The sequence below is a fragment of the Bacteroides sp. 2201st1_D9_2201SCRN_220225 genome, assembly GCF_040928965.1.
Taxonomy (GTDB): Bacteria; Bacteroidota; Bacteroidia; order Bacteroidales; family Bacteroidaceae; genus Bacteroides; species Bacteroides stercoris.
In genome coordinates, this window is record NZ_JBCODG010000078.1 from 1 (window position 1) to 21,164 (window position 21,164).

Sequence of the window (21,164 nt, forward strand, 5' to 3'; positions counted from 1 at the left end):
TAATAATAATGATAGATGTAAAAAATGCATCTAACAACGGGATGAACTGCCTAAACGGCAGCTATCCCTTAACATTAGCAATAAATCAATAATAAAATGGAAGATATAAACATAAAAGATTTAGAGGTGCGAAAAGAGATCGCATGCGGAGATATTATCATCAAGCTATACACGCCACCTGTTAAACAAAGGTACAACAGGAACATCACAGGCGAAAATATTGATGGAGAGATTCTTTGGCAGATAGAAGATGTGAGACCAAACGTCGACTCCCCCTTTATGAACATAATACTTTATGATGAGAAAAAGATAGAGGCATATAACTGGGAGGGCGTCTTCTACTATGTCCATATATATACTGGTGAAGTGGAGTCTATTCCAAATCAAAGACCGTGGTGAAACAAAAAACATTGCTAACAAGCACCTGTTCCGCCTAACGGCGGCAAGCTGCAAGCCATTATCAGTAAAAAGAATATGAAACATTTGAAGAAGAATTGCATCTATTTTATTGTGATTTTTACTATCGCTGTGGCGTGTGGCTTTGCGGGACTTGTAATCAAGGAAGTGAACAAAGGTACATTTTATGATCTGCCTACAGAAGAAGCTCTTAGCTTTTGTGTGCAGCTAGGACTGACAGCATTTACATCTCTGATTCCATACAGTTTGAGCGTTGCAACCTTCCTGGTCTTTTGGGCTATGGATAGAGAAAAGTGGACCGGTTTTTTCCGGACATTGGCAATCGGTCTGATTCTTGTCCTTCCTTTGTCGGCAATGACTTATTATTATGACTGGTTTGTGCGTCCACAGATGATGGTCATATCCGTCGGAAAAATAGTTGATATGAACCACAGCTATCCCCGGTCACTGGCGGACAAGTACGGTATAAGCATAGAACAGATATTGAACAAAAAGCCGATGTCTATGTCTAAAACAAAGCTGATAGCCCAGATTGATTCTCTTGAAACATCTTTTCAGGCTGATATTGACACATGCGGTCTGCTGCTCTCAATACTTCCGGATACCTTAGCATCAAAAGCCTATGACAGCTACCGATTGAGAGAAATCGGAGTTGTGTATCAAGATGCCGTTCATCCTGTTGCCAACGAAGACAGTCTGAGGTTGGTAGCACATACAGAATTGTACCAGCACGCAATCGGTGCATGGGAAACTTCAAACGAACTGCGACGTCATAGACTGGAATATTTTGGCAGGACTCTCAATACCGGGTATATATACATCGCTTATATCTTGTTTGCCTTCTTAGGTTATCTGCTCCGCTTCAAACCGATAAAGAAAATATTGGCTGTCTTTGCAATACTGATTGTAGCCGCCTGGATTTATCATGAAATAAATTCTATTGTTCAGGAATATGCAAAGAAACTAAATACGGAATCCCATCAAATTGTGGACGACACCTATAAAGAGATAGATGCGATAAGGGAAAGCAAACAGAGAGAAATGAAGACAGACACACAATTAGAATAATTGTTTTAACTACAATAAACTAAGAACCATTAGATTAAATAATGAAAAAGATATAATACTGATAACAACGCAGGATAACGGTAAGCCATTCCCTGCTGAACATTCAAAGCTTGAAGGAAAAGATTGAACAAAAAAAATAATGCCATGAAAAAAATCAATATTGGAGATTGGGTTACACAATATAGAACGGGTTATTGGAAAGTGAAAGAGTTGCATCCGAAGTACTCACCATTCGATTGTGACAGGTTGCACAAAGGCGAACCAATTGGTGTTGAAGCTGTGCTACAGAAAGCTTTCAACAATACATTCAAATTTAACATGGAAATGTCCACATGTGATTTGTCGCTGTGCCAACATGTAACCAAAGCTGTTATGAGAAAGATTGAAAAGTATTTCAAGGAACATCCTGATGATGAAATAAAATTTGAGACATCACAACTCCCTGTCCCGCCAAACGTTACTGCCATCCACTTGAATATAGATGATGCCCAACGCGATCACATTTCATCGCTATTAAACATTGAGTTACCTAATCTAACATATCCAAAGGTAAAAGAAATCTTGTCCGATAACGGTTTGACAGAGGTTTTGTGCGGAGCAGAAAACACGTTGCTCTTTCTCTACGGATATTCATGGGAACAGAATGAAAATTTTGACATGATTTATTCCAAATACGATTTTAAGAGAAAGTAAAACTCAATGGCAAAATAGCGAAAGCAATTTCTTAATTTACTTATTAAAGTAGTTATAAGACTGGAAGAACATGAGAATGTATTACGTAATCGGGGTTCTTATTACACTATTTCTTGCAAGCTGCGGAGAACCGCCTATGCCGCCAAGCGATGAGGAAATGATACGCCACTTTGCCACGCACGAGGCGGCGTTCCGTAAGGTGTACGAAATCATGTCAGAGAGTTCAGAAGGTAGTTTTCACTACCCGCCACTTTCTCCTGACGGGATCATTATACTTGATTCAATAGAGCAAAGTGATACATCCTATGAATCAAATGACGAACAAGACATCCCGGTATATGGGCTGTTAAAGCCAGACCGAATCCTACTCGACTCCCTGTTATCAGAGATTGGATGCGGTTTTATCCTTGTTGATCGCAGGGAATGGGAAACGGCAGATTCGGTATATGTGAGCCTTTTTATGCCGTACTACTCCCACAGTATCGTAGATGCAGGAACGTCCAAGAGTTTCGTTTACGATCCCGGATTGAGAAGCCGTCGGAATATCCGTATCACCGAACATGGCGACCTAAACGAGATCTACCGCAGGACGTACAACGACACCACGCTTTACAAGCCCATCAAGGAAGGTTGGTACATCGAGTTAGACCATTTACGATAACCTGAAATGATGAACAAAACAATATGAAATCAAGATTGGTATTAAGGATATTGTGGGGACTATGCTGTCTGCTATTGCTGTGGATGGTTGTCAGTGATTCTATACAATTCTCAAAGCATCCGGAACTTTACCCGATAGGTTGTGAAGGATTAGGTTGGAGCTATGAATCTTCCGAAAACTATATCTTTACAAGCCGGGTGGCGATTGGTTGGAGTGCCATCGGCTTTGTCGCATCTGCCTGCTATCGTTTCAAGTATAGCGGAAAAATACTGTTGGTACATTTTGTACTGACACTACTTCGATGTTGTTGGAATTGTATAGTCATTTATGGATAGGGGTTTGCTTTATTGTCCCTAACTAACGATTAAACGCCGGGAAACTTTCGGGCGAGACAGCTCCACCGACCTTAGGGAGAACGTCCAAACAAGCATCCCCAAAAAATGCTTTTGAGCATACCATAGAAAAAAGGAAGACCGAATGTTCTGAAGTTTCTTCCTTATGATATATATTTGTAATTGAGCGAAATGAAAAGATTGCCATAAACAGCGATTGGCTGCCGAACATTATGTTTAGAATGAAGAAACAGGAATATAAAGAGCAAGAACGACATTATTATTTCTTCGACTATCTGTTTTGGTTGGGAGAAATAACATGGGAGCATTATCACAAGGTCAGTTTCAAACAACCCCGTGGGAGTGATATGCTGTGGGCCTGTATCACGTTTTTTATATTCATGCCGGTTCTGACCATAGGCGGTCATTTTCTGGATGACTTGGCATTCGAGGTGTTTGGAGCCGTTCTTCTAATCGTGTTCTCCGTTTCTGTCTTCATGACAGACCGTCTGTTCGGCAAAATATACCCGCCTTCCCGGCGGAAAGCGGTCATGCAGCATTATGCGGGACGCAAGTTCAGTCCCTTCCGGCGCAACCTGTTCTTTTTCCCTCTCTATTTGCTTCTTATTCCCGCAATGGTTTTATTAGGAACTGCTCTGAAATGGATAACTGAAATACTCAAATGACAAATAGAAGAAACATATTCAGCCGTTTTTTCCGCCTGTTGGTGATGCTGCATAAAATTTCCTACGCGCATTTCACGGAATGGAACAATAAAAGGAAGCGAAAGGCATTTGCTGCCGGAATATACTTCCTGAGCATCCTCCCGGAATTCGTCCTGTTGGCCGGCACATTTCTGGCGGCAAGGGGACAAGACGGGTATGTACATCTGGTAAACGTGCCACAAAAGGTTGTTTTCTACGGTCTGGCGAGTCTGGCGGTGCTGCTGTCAGCCATCCCTCTGGGATTTTTTGACGACAAGAAGATATGCAAGGAAGTCCGGCAGGAACTCCGTGAACGTCCCCGTTACTGGAAACGAGCAATAGCAGTCTATTGGGCAGTTATCGTGGCTATGGTGGTGGCGGCGAATATTGTGTTTCCCACTTTTTCGGACAAGACAATGCCGCCGGAGAATGAGCGGACTGAAGTACCGCAAAGGTGGAGGGATTACCTTTCACTACGTTTTGCCATAGTAGCCCGTCAGGAAACGCCCAATGAAGTCTTGCAGCGTCTGATCGACCAAGACGGGCGCACGACACGCTACGGGAAACCAGTCTATGCCATGCAAGTAAGAAAGGAGGACATGGCTGGAGAGTTCCGTGTAGGGTTGCTGAGCCATGCCACATTCGAGGAAATCAGAGACGGCAGACGAAAATTTGTAGAATGTACATGGGTTAAGGGATATACGCCTGACAGCATTAGGATATTGCTGACCGTTTGGTACGAAATGAAGAAAGTAGAGCTTTGTCCGGTGGACTCTTTGGAATGGACGGAGGATATGGAGTTTTAAGATTTACAGAAACATGAAAAAAGTAATAACGGCCTCCGGCAAATGCTATGGGTATAACGTTCAAGATAAATGTGCAATTTATTTTGAATGAGTATGATGAAAAGTAGAATTTTAAGCAGAAAAAAAATAAAGACTATGAACGATGAAATGTTTCAGAGAATACTTGATGAAATAAAAAGTTCGTCAAAAACGATAAATGTGCTGCCTCTGGATGAAGCAGCAAGGCAGGCAATGAAAGAGAAGTACCGGATCAAGAGCGGTAGCCTGATGGCTGCAATCCTTGAAAACACAGGTGGTATAGTCATTGACAACTGGATAAGGCTGTACGGTTCGGGAGAACTAAACTTTGTCACTAGAAACAGTCTGTTCCCGTTCAACGAGATAGTGATCGGCGAAGACATACTGGGAGGATTGTTCATCTGTCTTGACGACGGCAATATCGGCTATTTTGCCCCCGACTGTCTGGAGATGGAAGATATGGAGATAAAATTTGGACAATTCGTCTATTGGTGTCTGCATGGCGATACGGATAAGTTCTATACCGATTACAGATGGGACGGCTGGCAGAACGATGCTTCGAAACTGAAGAGCAGTGAGGGCGTAGCTTTTTATCCTTTCCTTTGGGCTGAGGCGGAAAGTCTGGAGAGCAGAGTCCGAAAAGTCGTTCCGATGGATGAAATCCTGAGACTTCAGTTTGCCTTTCTGGGCCAGAATGACAAGAATGAGTGAATTCATTGCTATCCTCTGACACAAAGCTGCAAATGCGCTTAAATTCCTCATGATTTTCATGGGAGGGGGATTTTTTGTGTTACGGAAGAACTTGTACCCCAATGTAGTGAACTGACAAAATGTTGCTAAACTATGATTAAAAGCATGGATTTCCATGTGGAAGGCGTATTGTATTACAATAGTGCCAAATTTCTGTTATTATTAACAAATTAAATGTGACCAGTTGGAATAAAATCGGTATCTTGCATTTATAAACAAAATAATGAAATTATGGGACTTGGATTCACCATTCACACTAAAATCAAGGATATTGAAAAGTTTCAACAGACTGTAGAAAGTCAGGCTGTTGAGTCCGGTTATAATGCAGAGCACGATGAATCATCTTCGACGGTAAGTTTTTGCAGGCTGGGCGACTTGTTCCTAAATTATCAACATGAGGGAGAAGGAAATACAGACAACGTCATTTCCGTAAACGGAGACTGCCAGACCAACATGCTTGGTCCCGGCTTCCACAAGGCAGCAATAGAGTTCATCGACAGACTTCAACAGGCGACCCGTACCCGGTTTGAGGTTGAAGACGAGACGGACTATTACACGGAAAGGGACTTTGAGGCCATGAAGAAGAAACATTTTCACAAGTGGCTGGCCAAACTGTTTGAAATCATCCAGGAGCAGAAGGACAAAGGCAGCACGTCTTTGTTATTCTGTTGGGATATCAATAAATATTACCCTCAATCAGACAACGGCATTGTCATTTCACCTTTGGGTTCTTTCTGTCTTTCAGAGGTCGTTAGGCGTATCCGGGAAGAAGGAATCGAATCTTTTGCCGATGATTTCTTCATCTGGAACAATTCGGAACGTGATGCACGTTTTCATAGAGGCATGGCCCTGAATGCCATGTGGGAGGACTGCTATTTCATGCCGTCAGAAAGAAGTGAAGAAGATGCCCGTATCAACGGGTACATCATAAGCGAGCTGGAAACGACAGCATCACTTGACCCGTCTCTTCCTTTCCCCAAAAAGGAATACGAGGAACTTTGCAGACTCCATGGTTGTGTTCCTGTCCCGACTGACGGGATACCGCCCTACGAAACGGAATTTGCCATCGGCTACCGGCGCGGAATTGTCAACCATAAGGTCGGGAAGATCAGGTTCAGCCTACCGGGCAGCTATCTCGAAGATACGGATGAAGGCACCCTCGTCTATTATGATGCGGCTGCAGACAACTGGCACACGGTTAGATGCACCGGATACTCTACCGATGGTGAGCCGGATTTCCTTGATGTGGAAGAGGAAATGATTGAAGAAAGGGAATTTGACGGCGGAAAATACCGCCTCTATGACATGGGTATCGACCAAGATTCAGAGGATGAAGAACCTTATCCCGTTTACAGCTGTCATGCACTGTGTCCCAACCAGTACACCCTCTTCACGTTGTGTGCCTCCCGGTTAGAGGACCTGAAAAAACTTTCAAGTGAATTCCTCCCGACTTTGGTTGCAGACCAGCCTATAGAACCGGAAAAAAAGCAAATCATATATACCGGAGAGAACATGAATGACGAATTGATGGAGCAGATAGACGAATGGCACAAGGCCGAAAAGCATCAGGAAATCATCGATGCACTGGAACAGATTCCGGAAGCCGAACGGGATTTTGAAACGACCGGCTTTCTTGCAAGGGCGTACAACAATATTGAGGAATATGCCAAAGCCGCGGAACTGCTCGAATCCGTCAGGGAGGAAGGCGCTGAAGATGAACGGTGGAATTTCAGAATGGGATATGCCCAGTATTTTCTGAACAATTATCGGGAGGCCCTGGATTATTTCAGCAAGGCAAGGGAACTTAATCCGGAAGATGAATACACCCTGAGTATCATCCGTCAGTGCAATATGCACTTGCCGTTAACCAGACGAGTGAAAGAATTCTGGAACTGGTTTGTAGAAAACGAAGAAAAGCTGTCTGGCATGATGAATCCGAAATCCATGGAGGAAGCTGATGCCTTCATGGAGTTTATCAGTAAAGGAACCAATCTGATATCGGAAGACATGCACTTCAATATCGGAGGTGACCATGAGTTCACGTTCTCGGTCGAAGGATGGCCGGATCTCTTCATCATCTATCCTTACATCATATCCTGTATGCCGGAGTGTCTGAAAGGCAAATGGAAGTTCTTCCCCTTCAACCCGGGCAAGGTCGGGTCTTTCGCATACCGTGTACACGATACCGATGTCGATATGGGCAAGATCATGGTAAAAGCATCCTATGACGAAAAAAGAGAAAACTTCAACATCAGGTATTACGACAAAAATCTTTGTGCCTTACCGGAAGAAAATAGTGACGGAAACTTTCATGTCATTTTGGAACTTGTACTGGGAGAAGGTGTCTCATTCAAATATGTCAATGGTATAGAAAGAGCGTCAGGCATTGAGGAAGACATGATTGCCTTGTCCGGGTTGAGACAGCACATAGAGGAAACCGTGAAATCCCACGGCCATGAATTCTTCGAGAATCCGAAGGACGTTTATACGGGATATCAACTGACCCCGAAGGAAAGTGATGAACTGCGCTTCGATGTGATAGTAGGATCTACCTGTCTGAGCTCCATCGTAGCTGACTATTATCATGGTTCAACCGAGATATTTGACCATGCCAACGGTTTCGGTGCACAAGCTCTTTACATAGTCTTCCAGAATGGTGCTGGCGAAGATAATATATTGAACTTCCGTCATGATCTTGAAGACAGGATAACAGAAGAGATTCTTGAACCGGGCAATCTCGGTGTGATAACAGGGGGTGCAACCGGAACGGAATACAGCTATATCGACCTGTTTGTCTATAACCAGCAAGTATTTATCTCAACTTTGCTTCCTTTGCTTGATGAGTATCCTGAGTATTCTTTCTACCTTTCCGAATTCTGTAGGCAGGGTCAGTTATGTAGACTTTCAGACAGCGAACCATGGAAAGGAGAAAGTCCTGATGGCATTTCGTACAGTCCGGGAGATGATACATTCTTCAGTCAGATAGAAGAGTGGAATGAGAAGGACGAATACACGAAGTCTATCAGGGCTTTGGAGGCAATACCTGAAGAGCAACAAGACTACAGGATAAAAATGTTGCTTGTAAGTGCATATGAGAATTATGCCATTATCGGTGACAATGATGAAGGAACAGAACGCTGGAAAGGAGACAGAGTTCTACTAAAGGCAATAAGACTTATGGAGACCGTGCGTGACGAAGGTGAGAAAAATGCGAACTGGAACATGCGTATGGCATACGCATACCAATATCTTATGAGACAAGAAGAAAAAGCGATAGAATATGCCAAACGCTGGGCGGAACTTGATCCGGAGGACAGCAGTGCCAAGGAAGTCATCGAAGAGTGTATGGAGGAGATTTCGAAGCGGGAGAACAGTTCAAACGTGAAGGAATCCGATACAGTGGAGCCATGCGCCACAAGCAACACGCATATTGAAACAAGAGAGACTGAAAATATCGAACTAAGGGATAAGAATATGGACAACAGACAGAAAGAAGCAGCTCTGGCTGCAATGATAGCCTGGCTCTCGCACTCGCAGGAGTTGGGACATAAGCCAGCGGAGATCGAGTGTACGGGAACATTCGTACTGCACGATATGACCTACTACATTTTCAAATACAAGGATACCAAGGACAGTGAATGGCTGCTGGGCGTGAATGGTGGATACGAAGGAGACAGCTTGTCAGACTGCGGCCATACCTTCAGTGAGATGGAACCCTATGACGAAAAGACGGCTGTCAAGGATGCTACGGCCCTTGTCGAGATGGTGCGTTCCTACTGGATGGAACAGGCAAAGCAGGCCGAGGAACGTGAGAAAAAGGCCGGCACATTCGTGGGATTCGCCTTGCTCTCCGACAACAGCTGGGACAAGGAAAAATACATCAGAGATCTGAAAGAACAGTGGGACATCACCGCTGAAGAGAAATCTGACGAGGAACGGAACCCCGAGTCACTGGTCTTCGACGTGGGTGACATGATGGCGGCGGTAAGCCTGATGCCTGCCCCCGTACCTAATGGCGAAGCCGAAGAATGCGCGAAGAACAATTACATGTGGTCGGAGGCCGAAAAAACAGCCAAAGAGCATAAGGCTCACATCATGGTTGCCGTTATCGGCAAAGAGGAGTCCCTGATCGAAAGAGGTAAACTGTACGTGAAGCTGTTGTCTGTCTGCTGCCACCAGAAGAATATAACCGGTATCTATACCAGCGGTGTCGTTTTCCAGCCCCGTTTCTATGAAGGCTTTTCCGGAATGATGAAGGAGGATTCGCTGCCTATATACAACTGGATATGGTTCGGGCTTTACCGTACCGAAAAGGGAATCAGCGGCTACACCTATGGAATGGAGTGTTTCGGCAAGGACGAAATGGAGGTCCTTGACGTGGATGCCGACCCGTCAAAGGTGAGAGACTTCCTGGCCAGCATGGCAGGATATGTTCTGGAATACGATGCAGTTCTCAACGACGGAGAAACCATAGGCTTCTCTGCTGTCGATAAACATAGGATAACACGTGGACAGGGTGTTGCCCTTCCGGACAAAGTGACTCTGAAAATCTCATACGGCAGCGAAGACGATGCCGATGGCGGTCCCGATTTCCCGGATGACACGGATGAAGTGATGGACGATGCGGAAGGCCATCTGGAGAAGTTCAAAGAGAAGGATCTGCCGTTAGATACAATTACGGCCTACAATCATCTGGCAATATATCTACGCTGGTGCATGGTAAATGACCTTATGAGGGATGATTTTCTTGAACAGTTCGGAGACCTTGTGTCCCGGATCAAAAGCGGCTCGGCCGATGATGACCTGAGGGTGTTCATAAAGGACAACCTGAACGGGCAGCTTACAAGATTCCTGTTCAATAAACAGGGCCGTGCATTTGCCGACTACTATTATGGCAGTTACTATGGCGCCAACGAAACTCCATTTTATCCCGGAGACATTGACAACCACGCCCTGGATTATTTCGGTCCGGAAAGGTATCATTCCGATGAGTTCAAAGAGGAAGCATACCTGTTTGTCCCGTATGACGAGGATTATTACCAGGCAATGTCACAACGCATAGACAGACGCTTCGCCAACTGGCAGGGGCTGCATATAGACAAAGATACCGTTGAGCCAGACGAACTGGCCCGTGCCTTCATGGATTATCTTGATTGTGAATGCACCTATTTCCCATCCATGAGTGACGATGACCCTATCATGTCAGCCTATACCTATGCCCAACGGCTCGGCGTGCGGGAAGGCTTCATCCCCGTTCTGGTCAATGTCGATGAAGGTTTGTGGGAAAACATAATCGGGAACTCGGATCCTGACAGCGAAAGCTCGGATGATTACACATTCAACCGGGAAAAAGTCAATGAATTCCGCAGAAGGCTGCTTGAGGCTCCTGTCATGGACGGGAAATCCATCCTTGACAAGCTGACCGGGCAGGACAACGATGATATTGATGAAGAGCCTGAAGGCGGATTCGACAACAACCGTTATTCGAGCTACTGGAATACCGATACGAACATGACGCATCCGCTGATCCTTGCCCGTATTCCGGTCACGGAGCCGTGGAAAATATTCGCGTACCTGCCATTCGGCAACTGGAACGACTGTCCTGCAAACCCCGAACTGATGGCCATCTCAAAGTATTGGTACGAGGAATACGGTGCTGTTCCGGGAACCTTTACCAGCGACCAGCTGGAGTATGAACTTCCAGCTCCCGTTCCGGAAGACAGAGCAATGGAAGCCGCAATACAGCAATATGCTTTCTGTCCGGATATGGACCAGAGCTGTGACGGCATAGGCAGTCTTGCCGACACGTTGCGTCAATCCAGAATATGGTATTTCTGGTGGGATTAACCGATTCTTTCACATTCAAAAGCATTTCAATATGAATCAAGTATTTCAACAAGACCTAAATACAAAGGAACTGCAGCCCGGAGGACCTTTACTTATAAACCTTCTGTTCAAGGAACCGGTTGAATTGCCGGATACGCAGAGGGTGGCTGATGTATGCCGGAAGCATTTCGGCAATGTAGAATGCCGCGAAGGTGATGACAAGTCTGTCTTCATCACAGCTTTGGACCACATGGTGGAGTTTGAGGACGGGAAAGCACCCGTGCAGTTCCTGATGACTTCGTGCATGGACTTTGACGGAAAGACCGTGGACGACTTCACCCGGAGCCAGATGTGGGACTGCCAGGAAAGCCGTGACCGTATCCTTGAGGAATGCCGGTACAGTATGCTCGCTACGGACTTCCTTGCCCGCGGCCTGTCTTCTCTGGAACGTGCCAATCTGGAAATGGACTACCTTGAAGCGCTCGCCGAACTGTTCCCGTCCTGCGAAGCGTTCTTCTTCAGCGGCAGCGGGAAACTGTTCGAGGCGGAGGAAATCCGCGGCAATCAGATAGAAGGTCCTGACCGGTTCATCCGCTATGCCGTAAACGTCCGTTTCTTCACGATTCAGGGTTCCGACGACATGCTGGTCGATACACTCGGGATGAACACGCTGTTCCTGCCTGACCTGCAGTACCACTTCCGCGGACTTGATCCGAACTGGATAGTGAACCATGCCTACAACGTGGCTTCCTATCTGCTTACAAGCGGCAACGAAATAGATTCGGGAGAAACCATCGATGGAATCAAAGACGGTGATATGGACCGCAGCATCCAGTGGAAATGCCAATACGAAGACGCGCTGATACAGCCCAAGCGTCCCGTACTTGACATCAACACGGGAGAATATGCAGCCGGGAACAGGGAATGATTTACCAATGACCAATTAACTTGTTGCGTATGCCATTGAACTTGACAGAAGAACAGATATTGCAGCTCGCTCCCGACGACTCATCTGTAAAGGCCGGCAAAGGACTTGCGACCTTGAGCAAATGGGTACTGAAGGAATGCAGCGGACGTGCCGTCTGGGGTCATTGCCAGGGAAGCGGAAAGAATCCCTACCAGACGGTGATAGACTTGAATGACATTGCGTTCAAGTGTTCCTGCCCGAGCCGCAAATTCCCGTGCAAGCATGGGCTTGGCCTGCTGTTGCTGTACGCCCGCCAGCCTGACCAGTTCACGCAGGCGGAAGAGCCGGAATGGGTGACGGCGTGGCTTGCCAAAAGAACGGAGAAGGCCGAAAAGAAGGAGCAGAAAGCCAAAAGCGAAACCCCTGTGGATGAAGCGGCTCAGGCCAAGAGGCAGGAGAAGCGGCACCAGAAGGTACTGGGAGGCATATCCGACCTTGAGGTATGGATGAAGGACCTGGTGCGCAACGGATTCCTGAATGTTCCGGAACGTGCCTATACCCTGTTTGACAACATGGCCCGGAGGATGGTGGATGCCCAGGCACCGGGACTTGCGGGGAGACTGAGAGCCATGGAGGCTATAGACTTCGACTCGGAAAGCTGGAAATCCGACCTGACGGAAAGCATGGGCAGGCTGTACCTGCTCATGCAGAGCTACAGAAACATGGACGGCCTTCCCGAAGAATGGAAGGACGAGATACGCACGCAGATCGGATATCCCCAGTCCAAGGACAACGTCCTTGCCGGAGAGCCGGTGGCGGACAGCTGGCTCGTGCTTCACAAGCAGTCCCGTAAAGTCAACGATATCAATACCGACATCTACTGGTTTTACGGAAAGGAAAGCAGACTTTTCGCCAGATACCTGAGTTTTGCCGTTGCCGGTACCTTTTCCACCGAGAACTGGATTCCGGGCAGTGCCTATAAAGGGGCGCTATGCTTTTACAACGGCACGGGTACATGCCGGCGTGCATTGTTCCGGGAGTCCGTACTCGCGGAAGAAAACTTTGTGCCGGCGTGCAGCCCTAACCTGAAGCAGGCTGCCGCGGTGTACCGCACGGCCATGCTGACGAATCCGTTTTTCGAGGACGTCCCCCTGCTTGTGGATGACGTGAGGGTTGCCCGTAACGGGAAAGACTACACGCTGCTGGACAACGCGGGCAATGCCGTCCGTGTGGCGATGCCCGAGGAAACCTTCATCGACATCCTCGCCATTACCGGCGGCAATCCGTTCGCCTCGCTGGTCATTGTAAACGGGGATATATGGGAACTGAAATCCATTTGGTACAACAAAGAATATCATACTTGGAGAGATGAACGTAACTGAACCTATCATACAGGCTGCACTGCTTGGAACAGCCAACCGTGAATTCGTTCCCGGAGCCTTTCCCGAGTCCCTTCAGACTCTGGTTGACGGGATCCACGGGAAAGCCGAAGACACGGAATCGTTCCTGTACATGACAGCCGCATCCGCCTTCGCCTACAGGCGTGCCGGATGGGAACCGGCCGGAGCGGAAGGCATTGTCCCCGTGAAAACAGCCCCGGAAGAGGAACTGCCGTATTTCGACAAGGACCGGAGTCAACTCTTTTCCAGACTCCACGGTACACGCTATATGCTAGCCTACGCCTACCGTCTGGCGCAGGGGTCGGGAAAAATCATTTCGCCCGAATACCTCCAGCCGCTTATCCGGCGTGCCTATGACCGCAACAATCCGTTGCGGTTTGAAGAACGCAGGCTGCTGAAAAATCTCGTCGGGAACAGAGGCTTATGGCTGATCAGGCAGATGGGCCTTGTCGGAGAGGAATGCGGGATCACCGATTCTTGGGATACGGCCACCCACGGCGAGCGTAAGGAGATGCTTGCCAGATTCAGGCAGCAGGATTCTGCCGCAGCCCTTGAACTGCTGCGGAAAGACTGGAAGAGCGAACCGGCCAACCAGCGCAACGAGCTGCTTGAATGTCTCCGGATAAACATCAGCAAGGCCGACGAGCTCTTCATACAGGAAGTGCTGGAGTCGGACCGCAGCTCCATTGTCAAGGAAACGGCACGGAAACTTCTGTGCATGATTCCCGATTCAGCCATGGTGATGCGCTGCTGCGAACTCCTGCGTGGACATATCAGACACAACATGCTTACCGGATGGTCATACGACGAGATCGGATACACCCCGGAGATGAAGGCCATGGGGCTGTCCGAGGTAAGCTCCAACAAGAAAGAGGGCGATTCCGAATTCATCCTGAGGCAGCTCGCCGAACGGGTGCCTTTGAGTTTCTGGTGCGAGGTATATGGCTGCGGTAAGGAAGAGGCCGCGAGAAAATTCGCCAAGCATCCCCCTTTCAGGAAGTTCCTGGAGCTGGAGGACCCGATACTCAACTTCTCGGACGGGCTGTGGGCTTTCCACACCCTGAAGGAAGACCCTTCCTATCTGCGCAAGCCGGAACTCGTGGCGATGCTCACTCCCTCCCAGCGGGAGGAAATCAGCTGGCCGGAAACGGTCCGGGATTTCGGATTCATACCCGACTCATGGTACGGCAACGACTACGAGGCATGGGGCCCGAAATTCTCTTCCAGCGTCATGTCTTGGATTCTGAAAAAGGATTACCTGTACTATGCCGCAGACATGGCGGAACGGCTTGCCATGCATATCCCGTCACATCTAAGGAACCTGATCAAGGCCAAGGCCGCCTCTTCGGCGGAGGCTTCGCCGTCCATGAACGAGTTCTGCTCGAAGATGCTGGAATTCATGGATCTTAAATCTGAAATAGACACTTTGTTAAATGAAAAATAAATATTGATATTCATATGAGCACTTTACTGAGACAACATGCCGAGCAACAGTTTGCAGAGGAACTTCATGAACTGAAAAAGAACGAGACCAACCCGATTCCCGAAAACTGGGAGATGTCACCCCAATCCGTGGTCACCTACCTCATGGGAGGGATACTGAAGAACGGTTTTGAGGTTTCACCGAAATACATAGGCAACCGCCGCCTGATGGAGATTGCCGTGGCCACCCTTGTCACCGACCGGGCGCTGCTTCTGTACGGTCTTCCCGGTACGGCCAAGAGCTGGGTCAGCGAGCACATGGCGGCAGCCATATCAGGCGATTCGACGCTGATAGTACAGGGTACCGCCGGAACGGGAGAAGAGGCCATCCGCTATGGCTGGAACTATGCCCGTCTTCTCGCCGAGGGGCCGAGTGAGGGTGCCCTGGTACAGACCCCGGTGATGAAGGCGATGCAGGAAGGCAAGATCGGCCGCATTGAGGAGCTTACCCGTATCGGTTCTGACGTGCAGGATACGCTCATCACCATCCTTTCGGAGAAGACCCTGCCCATCCCCGAGCTGAACAAGGAGGTGCAGGCCATCCGCGGATTCAACATCATAGCCACGGCCAACAATAGGGATAAAGGTGTGAATGACCTTTCAAGCGCACTGAAACGCCGTTTCAACACGGTCATCCTCCCGTTGCCCGACACGCTTGAGGAAGAAGTTGACATTGTCCGCCGCCGCGTGGAGAGCTTCGAGAAAGTGATGCAGCTGCCGGCAGAGAAACCTGCCCTTGATGAAATCCGTCGTGTCGTCACCATTTTCCGTGAGCTGCGTCAGGGAGCCACCGGCGACGGCAAGACGAAGCTCAAGAGCCCGAGCGGCACACTGAGTACGGCAGAAGCCATATCCGTGGTGAACAACGGCCTTGCCATGGCCGGCTATTTCGGTGACGGCCAGATCCATGCGGAGGACCTCGTTTCAGGCATCCTCGGTGCCGTGGTGAAAGACCCTGTACAGGACAAAGTGGTATGGCAGGAATACATGGAGACAGTGGTCAAGAACCGTGAGGGCTGGAAAGACATCTACAGGGCTTCAAGAGATATGATTTGATTGACGTATTTTGCATGAGACAAGTAATATGACAGACATTCATCTATTGGGAATACGTCATCACGGGCCGGGCTCCTGCCGGAACATCCTGCAGGAACTTGAGCGTATCCGTCCCGACCTCATACTGCTTGAGGGACCGGCGGAGGCCGAGGCTCTCATGCCGTTCGTCTCCTACGGGCAGATGAAGCCTCCGGTAGCCCTGCTCGGCTATCAACCCGATGTGCCGCAGAATGCCGTATTCTATCCGTTTGCCGACTTCTCGCCGGAATGGCAGGCTTTGCGCTATGCTCTCCGGGAGAATGTCACCTTACGCTTCTTCGATCTCCCGCTTGCCCATTCCCTTGCCTTCGAAGCGGAAAGGAAGGATGGCAACGAGCCTGTAGAAGCGGATGATGAAGCTATTAAACAGCCGGGTGATCCGTTTGACCTGCTGGCAGAAGCTGCCGGCTATACTGACGGTGAATCGTGGTGGAACATGAACATAGAACAGCGCAGAGACGGCAGCGGCATCTTCGAGGCCGTCAAGGAAGCTGTGACCGCGCTCAGGGAAGCCCTCCCGGAACATACCTCCCGCAGGAACCTTGTCCGTGAAGCGTGGATGCGTCGCATGATACGAGCGGCCCAGAAGGAACCTTTCGGGTGCATAGCCGTAATCTGCGGGGCATGGCATGTCCCGGCACTGGAGAATATGCCGAAGGTGAAGGATGACAACGAGCTGCTGAAAGGGCTCCCGAAGGTAAAGGCGGAATGCACGTGGATTCCGTGGACGTATGACAGGCTCACCTTCCGCAGCGGTTACGGGGCCGGCATAGACTCTCCGGGATGGTATCATTACCTGTGGCATCATCCGGAAGATGACGGCACCTGGTGGGTCAGCCGTATAGCGGCCCTTCTGAGGAAGAAGGACATGGACATCTCGGTGGCCCACGTAATCGAGACAGTCCGTCTGGCGCAGACGACAGCTGCGTTGCGTGGATTGCCCGCCCCGACGCTTGAGGAATACAACGAGGCGGTGACCACCGTAATGGGCTTCGGGGACGATATGCTGCTGCAGCTCGTCAGGGAATCGCTCATCGTGGGCAACTGTCTGGGCAAAGTGCCGGAAGCGGTACCCAAAGTCCCTCTCCTGATTGACGTGGAACGGCAGCAGAAACGCTTGCGTGTTCCTTTCACGGCGGAAATAAAGGAGATGACACTTGACCTGCGCAAGGAGACCGACCTGGAACGCAGCCTGTTCTTCCACCGCCTGGCCCTGCTTGACATAGACTGGGCCAAGCCGGAAACCGCAGGCGGCAAGGGTACTTTCAAGGAAAAATGGAGTCTTTACCATAGACCGGAACAGATTGTCTGCATCATAGAACGGGCAGTCTGGGGCAATACCGTGGAGGAAGCCGTGCAGAAGTACGTCTCCGACCGCATGACCGGAATCACCAGAATCCCCGAACTGACGGGACTTCTTGACCGGGTCATTCCGGCCAACCTTCCGGAGCTTGTGGAAGCGATGACCATCCGTCTTGACCGTCTGTCGGCGGCATCCACAGACATTGTGGAGATGATGGAAGCGGTTCCCGACCTGATGAACATCGTCCGTTACGGCGATGTCCGCAATCTGGATTTCAGCAAGGTGGGCAACATGCTCCGGGCCATGGTGGCACGTATCCTTGCAGGAGGTCTGCTCGTCTGCATCAACATCGACGAGGAGGCAGCCGGAGAACTTCTTGAACACCTGTCGGCTACCAACTATGCCGTATCCACGCTTGATGACGAAGAGCTGAACGGCATGTGGTATGGGTTCGTGCAGCAGATCCGCAATTCATCAGGAGCGCATCCGCTGCTCTCCGGGTACGCGGCACGCATACTCTACGACAAGGGCAGGATATCGCGTGAAGAGATGCGTGACACCTTGAGCTTCTATTCATCGGTGGGCAACGCACCTTCCGACATCGCATACTGGTTTGAGGGATTCCTGCGTGCATCAGGTTCGGTACTGCTGCTGGACGACAACCTGTGGCAGCTCGTGAACGGCTGGCTCTGCGGTTTGAGCGACGCAAATTTCATAGAACTGCTGCCGGTGATCAGACGTACATTCAGCAATTTCACTACAGCCGAGCGCCGCAAACTCGGCGAGAAGGCCAAAGGATTCGAATTGAACGGAACCGATACCGGAATCGCCTCCGGGGAACATTCCTGCAATGACGGGGATGCATCCAAAGTAATACCCCTGCTCGGCAGACTTCTGGGAATCGGATAAAAAAGGAACAGAACATGGAAACAGAATATTTGAAAAGATGGCGTATGGCTCTCGGCGGGAATGCCGCTGACGGGACGGGTGTAACGCTGACGGTGGAAGAACAGCGCCTTGACAGTTCGCTGGAAGCCGTCTATGACAGTGACCGCCGCGGCGGACTCGGGTCGTCGGCCCCAAAGGTAAGCCGCTGGCTTGGCGATATCCGGGAGTTTTTCCCACAGACCGTCGTGCAGGTCATCCAGAGGGATGCCATCAAGCGTCTGCATATCGATTCGCTGCTTACCGAGAAGGAGATGCTGGCAACAGTTGTCCCTGACGTACATCTGGTAGCTACACTGATGTCACTCGGCAGGGCCATTCCCGAAAAGAACAAGGACATGGCCCGTCAGGTTGTACGCAAGGTCGTGGATGACCTGCTGCGGAAGCTCTCTTCCCCGACCCAGCAGGCCGTCACCGGTGCTTTGAACCGTTCGGCGAGAAGGCGCAATCCCCGTTACAACGAGATAGACTGGAAGACGACCATCATAAAGAACCTGAAGAACTACCAGCCCCAGTACAAGACCGTCATTCCGGAAGTCAGGATAGGCTACGGCAGAAAATGCAAGGCTCTGAAGGACATCATTCTCTGTCTCGACCAGAGCGGTTCGATGGGAACCTCTGTCGTATATTCCGGCATCTTCGGTTCGGTACTGGCCTCCCTGCCGTCCGTCAATACGCGTATGGTGGTGTTCGACACTTCGGTCGTTGACCTTACCGATGACCTGCAGGACCCGGTTGACCTGTTGTTCGGTGTCCAGCTCGGCGGAGGAACCGACATAGCCAGGGCCCTGACTTACTGTCAGGGTGTGATCACACGGCCGCAGGACACTGTGCTGGTACTGGTGACCGACCTCTATGAAGGCGGTGACGAGAAGGAGATGCGCAAGCGTTTCGCCTCCATTGTGGCCAGCGGTGTGCAGCTGATTGTGCTTCCGGCCCTGAACGATGACGGGGCGCCCTGCTACGACAAGCGTAATGCCGAGTATCTTGCCGGTCTGGGTGTTCCCACATTTGCCTGTACGCCTGACAAATTCCCCGACCTGATGGCTGCGGCATTGAGCAAGCAGGATATCGGGATGTGGGCATCAAAGAATATCAAAGAAAAATAGAGGAATATGGAACTTTCAGATGAACTGTACGACAGAATCGAAGAACTGTCAGAAACGGGAAATGAGGCGATGGAAAGCGAAGATTACGCGAAAGCCATCTCCTGTTTCCAAGAGGCACTGGACATCCTTCCTGAACCGAAGGAAGACTGGGAAGCATATCTCTGGCTCGTCGGCTCAATCGGTGACGCCCATTTCATGATGGGGAACTACGGCAAGTCGCTGGAGTTTTTCCGCAAATGCTACAATATCGGAGAGACAGACAATCCTTTCATCCTGCTGCGCCTTGGCGAGAACTATCTGGAAATGGAGGATGAAACCAATGCAACTGAATTTCTTCTCCGCGCCTATATGCTCGAAGGGGAAAAGATTTTCAAGGAAGACTGGAAATATTTCCAATGGCTGTCCGGGCATGTGAATCTCAAACAAAAATAATAACAAAATTATACGGCACTCATGAAAAAGGAAATAACAGACAGAATCAGGCTACTGGGCGGCAACGTAGCAAACCTGAAAGGGAATTCACTGAAAGAGGATCTCTGTGCCATTACATTCGATACGGCCTTGTTCCTTAAACCGGTGGACACGCCCTGGCTGGCTGCCGAAGATACAGAGCCGATTGAAGGTTTGGGCGATTGGGTGGATGAGCATATGGAGTTGTTCAATTCTGACAGGGAGGCGTTCTATAAGGAAATGACAGATACGTTCTTTACCTTGGATGAAGAACCTCGCCGCCAACTGTTTTGGGTTGCCAGACCATTTACGCCATTCCAAAAAGGGACACCGGATTTTGAAGAATGGAATGGTTGGTTTACGGATAATGCAGAGCTGGGTGAAATCATCAAGTATTCAAATTGTGCCACTCCGGATTTTGTAGAGCTGCTTTATACGGACGGTTATCCCAATTACTATCTCATCTGCCTGTCAGATAACGACCCTGAGAATCCTGTCGTCTGGAGTACGGATCATGAGGAATTTTTCACGGAAGTAACCAATGAGGGACGACTGAATGATTTTCTCGACAGGTTCATGACTAAGGAGGAATTCCTGAAATTGGTGAAAAGTAAACTTGAAGAGTGAATATAATAGTTGGATTAATGCTTTATTTTATAGCAAAGCTATAAGAATGGAGAAATTTCTTCAAAATAAATATAATAAGCGGTTTGCCCCCCCCTGAAAATCAGTTTGCCACAGAACATTATCAACCTCGAAAAATAAAAATATACGACATATGAATAGAATGTTGATACTATACATTTTTTTGTTGCTTTGCGGCACGGTTTCCGCACAACAAACAGTAGAATGGAATGATTTGCAGCCCCTGACGGATGATGCACACCGCACAGTATATTATAAAAAAGACAGTAAACGGCCGTTGCAGGGAAAATATCGCATTATACGAGGGCTTGACGAAGAACACGTGAAACTTTCAGACGGCATGATAAACGGTGACTATCATCGCTACCGTGACGGGGTATTGCGTGAGTCGGGCATATATGTCAAGGGCAAGCGTAACGGTACATTCACGGAATACTACCAAGACGGCGTTACTCCCCGAAAGGAAACACCCATACTACAAGGCAAGATAGACGGAACTGTAAAGACCTATTTCCGTAACGGAAAAATAGAGATAGAAAAGGAGTACAAACAG

At 49.0% G+C, this 21,164-nt stretch carries 18 protein-coding genes; all 18 read left to right on the plus strand.

Going from position 1 to position 21,164, the window contains the following annotated elements; translation table 11 throughout:
* Positions 1-96: 96 nt before the first annotated feature.
* Entirely contained in the window at positions 97-399 is a 303-nt protein-coding gene (locus AB5903_RS18780; protein ID WP_008643512.1) for a hypothetical protein, read from the plus strand.
* Positions 400-474: 75 nt separating this feature from the next.
* Entirely contained in the window at positions 475-1,485 is a 1,011-nt protein-coding gene (locus tag AB5903_RS18785) for a hypothetical protein (RefSeq protein WP_009316587.1), read from the plus strand.
* 144 nt (positions 1,486-1,629) lie between these two features.
* Positions 1,630-2,178, plus strand: coding sequence for a hypothetical protein (locus AB5903_RS18790; RefSeq protein ID WP_009316586.1), 549 nt, complete (start codon positions 1,630-1,632; stop codon positions 2,176-2,178).
* Between the two features lie 70 nt (positions 2,179-2,248).
* Entirely contained in the window at positions 2,249-2,839 is a 591-nt protein-coding gene (locus tag AB5903_RS18795) for a DUF4948 family protein (protein ID WP_009316585.1), read from the plus strand.
* Between the two features lie 23 nt (positions 2,840-2,862).
* Positions 2,863-3,174, plus strand: coding sequence for a hypothetical protein (locus AB5903_RS18800; RefSeq protein WP_081032677.1), 312 nt, complete (start codon positions 2,863-2,865; stop codon positions 3,172-3,174).
* 239 nt (positions 3,175-3,413) lie between these two features.
* Positions 3,414-3,857, plus strand: coding sequence for a hypothetical protein (locus AB5903_RS18805; RefSeq protein ID WP_018665640.1), 444 nt, complete (start codon positions 3,414-3,416; stop codon positions 3,855-3,857).
* Positions 3,854-4,681 (plus strand): hypothetical protein, encoded by an 828-nt coding sequence (locus AB5903_RS18810; protein ID WP_009316582.1) that lies wholly within the window; start codon positions 3,854-3,856, stop codon positions 4,679-4,681. The genes AB5903_RS18805 and AB5903_RS18810 overlap by 4 nt, the downstream gene beginning before the upstream one ends.
* A gap of 135 nt (positions 4,682-4,816) precedes the next feature.
* A complete protein-coding gene (locus AB5903_RS18815) occupies positions 4,817-5,410 on the plus strand; it encodes a DUF2625 family protein (protein WP_009316581.1) in 594 nt (197 codons plus the stop codon).
* Between the two features lie 270 nt (positions 5,411-5,680).
* The gene (locus AB5903_RS18820; protein WP_118399416.1) at positions 5,681-11,296 is read left to right on the plus strand and encodes a DUF4253 domain-containing protein; all 5,616 of its coding nucleotides are present in this window, start codon (positions 5,681-5,683) and stop codon (positions 11,294-11,296) included.
* Between the two features lie 31 nt (positions 11,297-11,327).
* A complete protein-coding gene (locus AB5903_RS18825) occupies positions 11,328-12,203 on the plus strand; it encodes a DUF4261 domain-containing protein (RefSeq protein ID WP_009316579.1) in 876 nt (291 codons plus the stop codon).
* A gap of 29 nt (positions 12,204-12,232) precedes the next feature.
* Positions 12,233-13,564, plus strand: coding sequence for an SWIM zinc finger domain-containing protein (locus AB5903_RS18830; protein WP_004328519.1), 1,332 nt, complete (start codon positions 12,233-12,235; stop codon positions 13,562-13,564).
* Positions 13,551-15,026 carry a DUF5691 domain-containing protein gene (locus tag AB5903_RS18835; RefSeq protein WP_004328518.1) on the plus strand — a complete coding sequence of 492 codons (1,476 nt, stop codon included), beginning with the start codon at positions 13,551-13,553 and terminating at the stop codon, positions 15,024-15,026. The genes AB5903_RS18830 and AB5903_RS18835 overlap by 14 nt, the downstream gene beginning before the upstream one ends.
* Before the next feature lie 14 nt (positions 15,027-15,040).
* Positions 15,041-16,120, plus strand: a complete 1,080-nt coding sequence (locus tag AB5903_RS18840; RefSeq protein ID WP_004328517.1) for an AAA family ATPase — start codon at positions 15,041-15,043, stop codon at positions 16,118-16,120.
* A gap of 28 nt (positions 16,121-16,148) precedes the next feature.
* Positions 16,149-18,371, plus strand: a complete 2,223-nt coding sequence (locus tag AB5903_RS18845) for a DUF5682 family protein (RefSeq protein ID WP_368118107.1) — start codon at positions 16,149-16,151, stop codon at positions 18,369-18,371.
* A gap of 14 nt (positions 18,372-18,385) precedes the next feature.
* Entirely contained in the window at positions 18,386-19,516 is a 1,131-nt protein-coding gene (locus tag AB5903_RS18850) for a VWA domain-containing protein (protein WP_004328515.1), read from the plus strand.
* Between the two features lie 6 nt (positions 19,517-19,522).
* A complete protein-coding gene (locus AB5903_RS18855; protein WP_004328514.1) occupies positions 19,523-19,948 on the plus strand; it encodes a tol-pal system YbgF family protein in 426 nt (141 codons plus the stop codon).
* Between the two features lie 21 nt (positions 19,949-19,969).
* Entirely contained in the window at positions 19,970-20,593 is a 624-nt protein-coding gene (locus AB5903_RS18860) for a hypothetical protein (RefSeq protein ID WP_004328513.1), read from the plus strand.
* Between the two features lie 151 nt (positions 20,594-20,744).
* Positions 20,745-21,164 (plus strand): toxin-antitoxin system YwqK family antitoxin (locus AB5903_RS18865; RefSeq protein ID WP_368118108.1); only part of this gene is annotated, 420 nt, incomplete at its 3' end.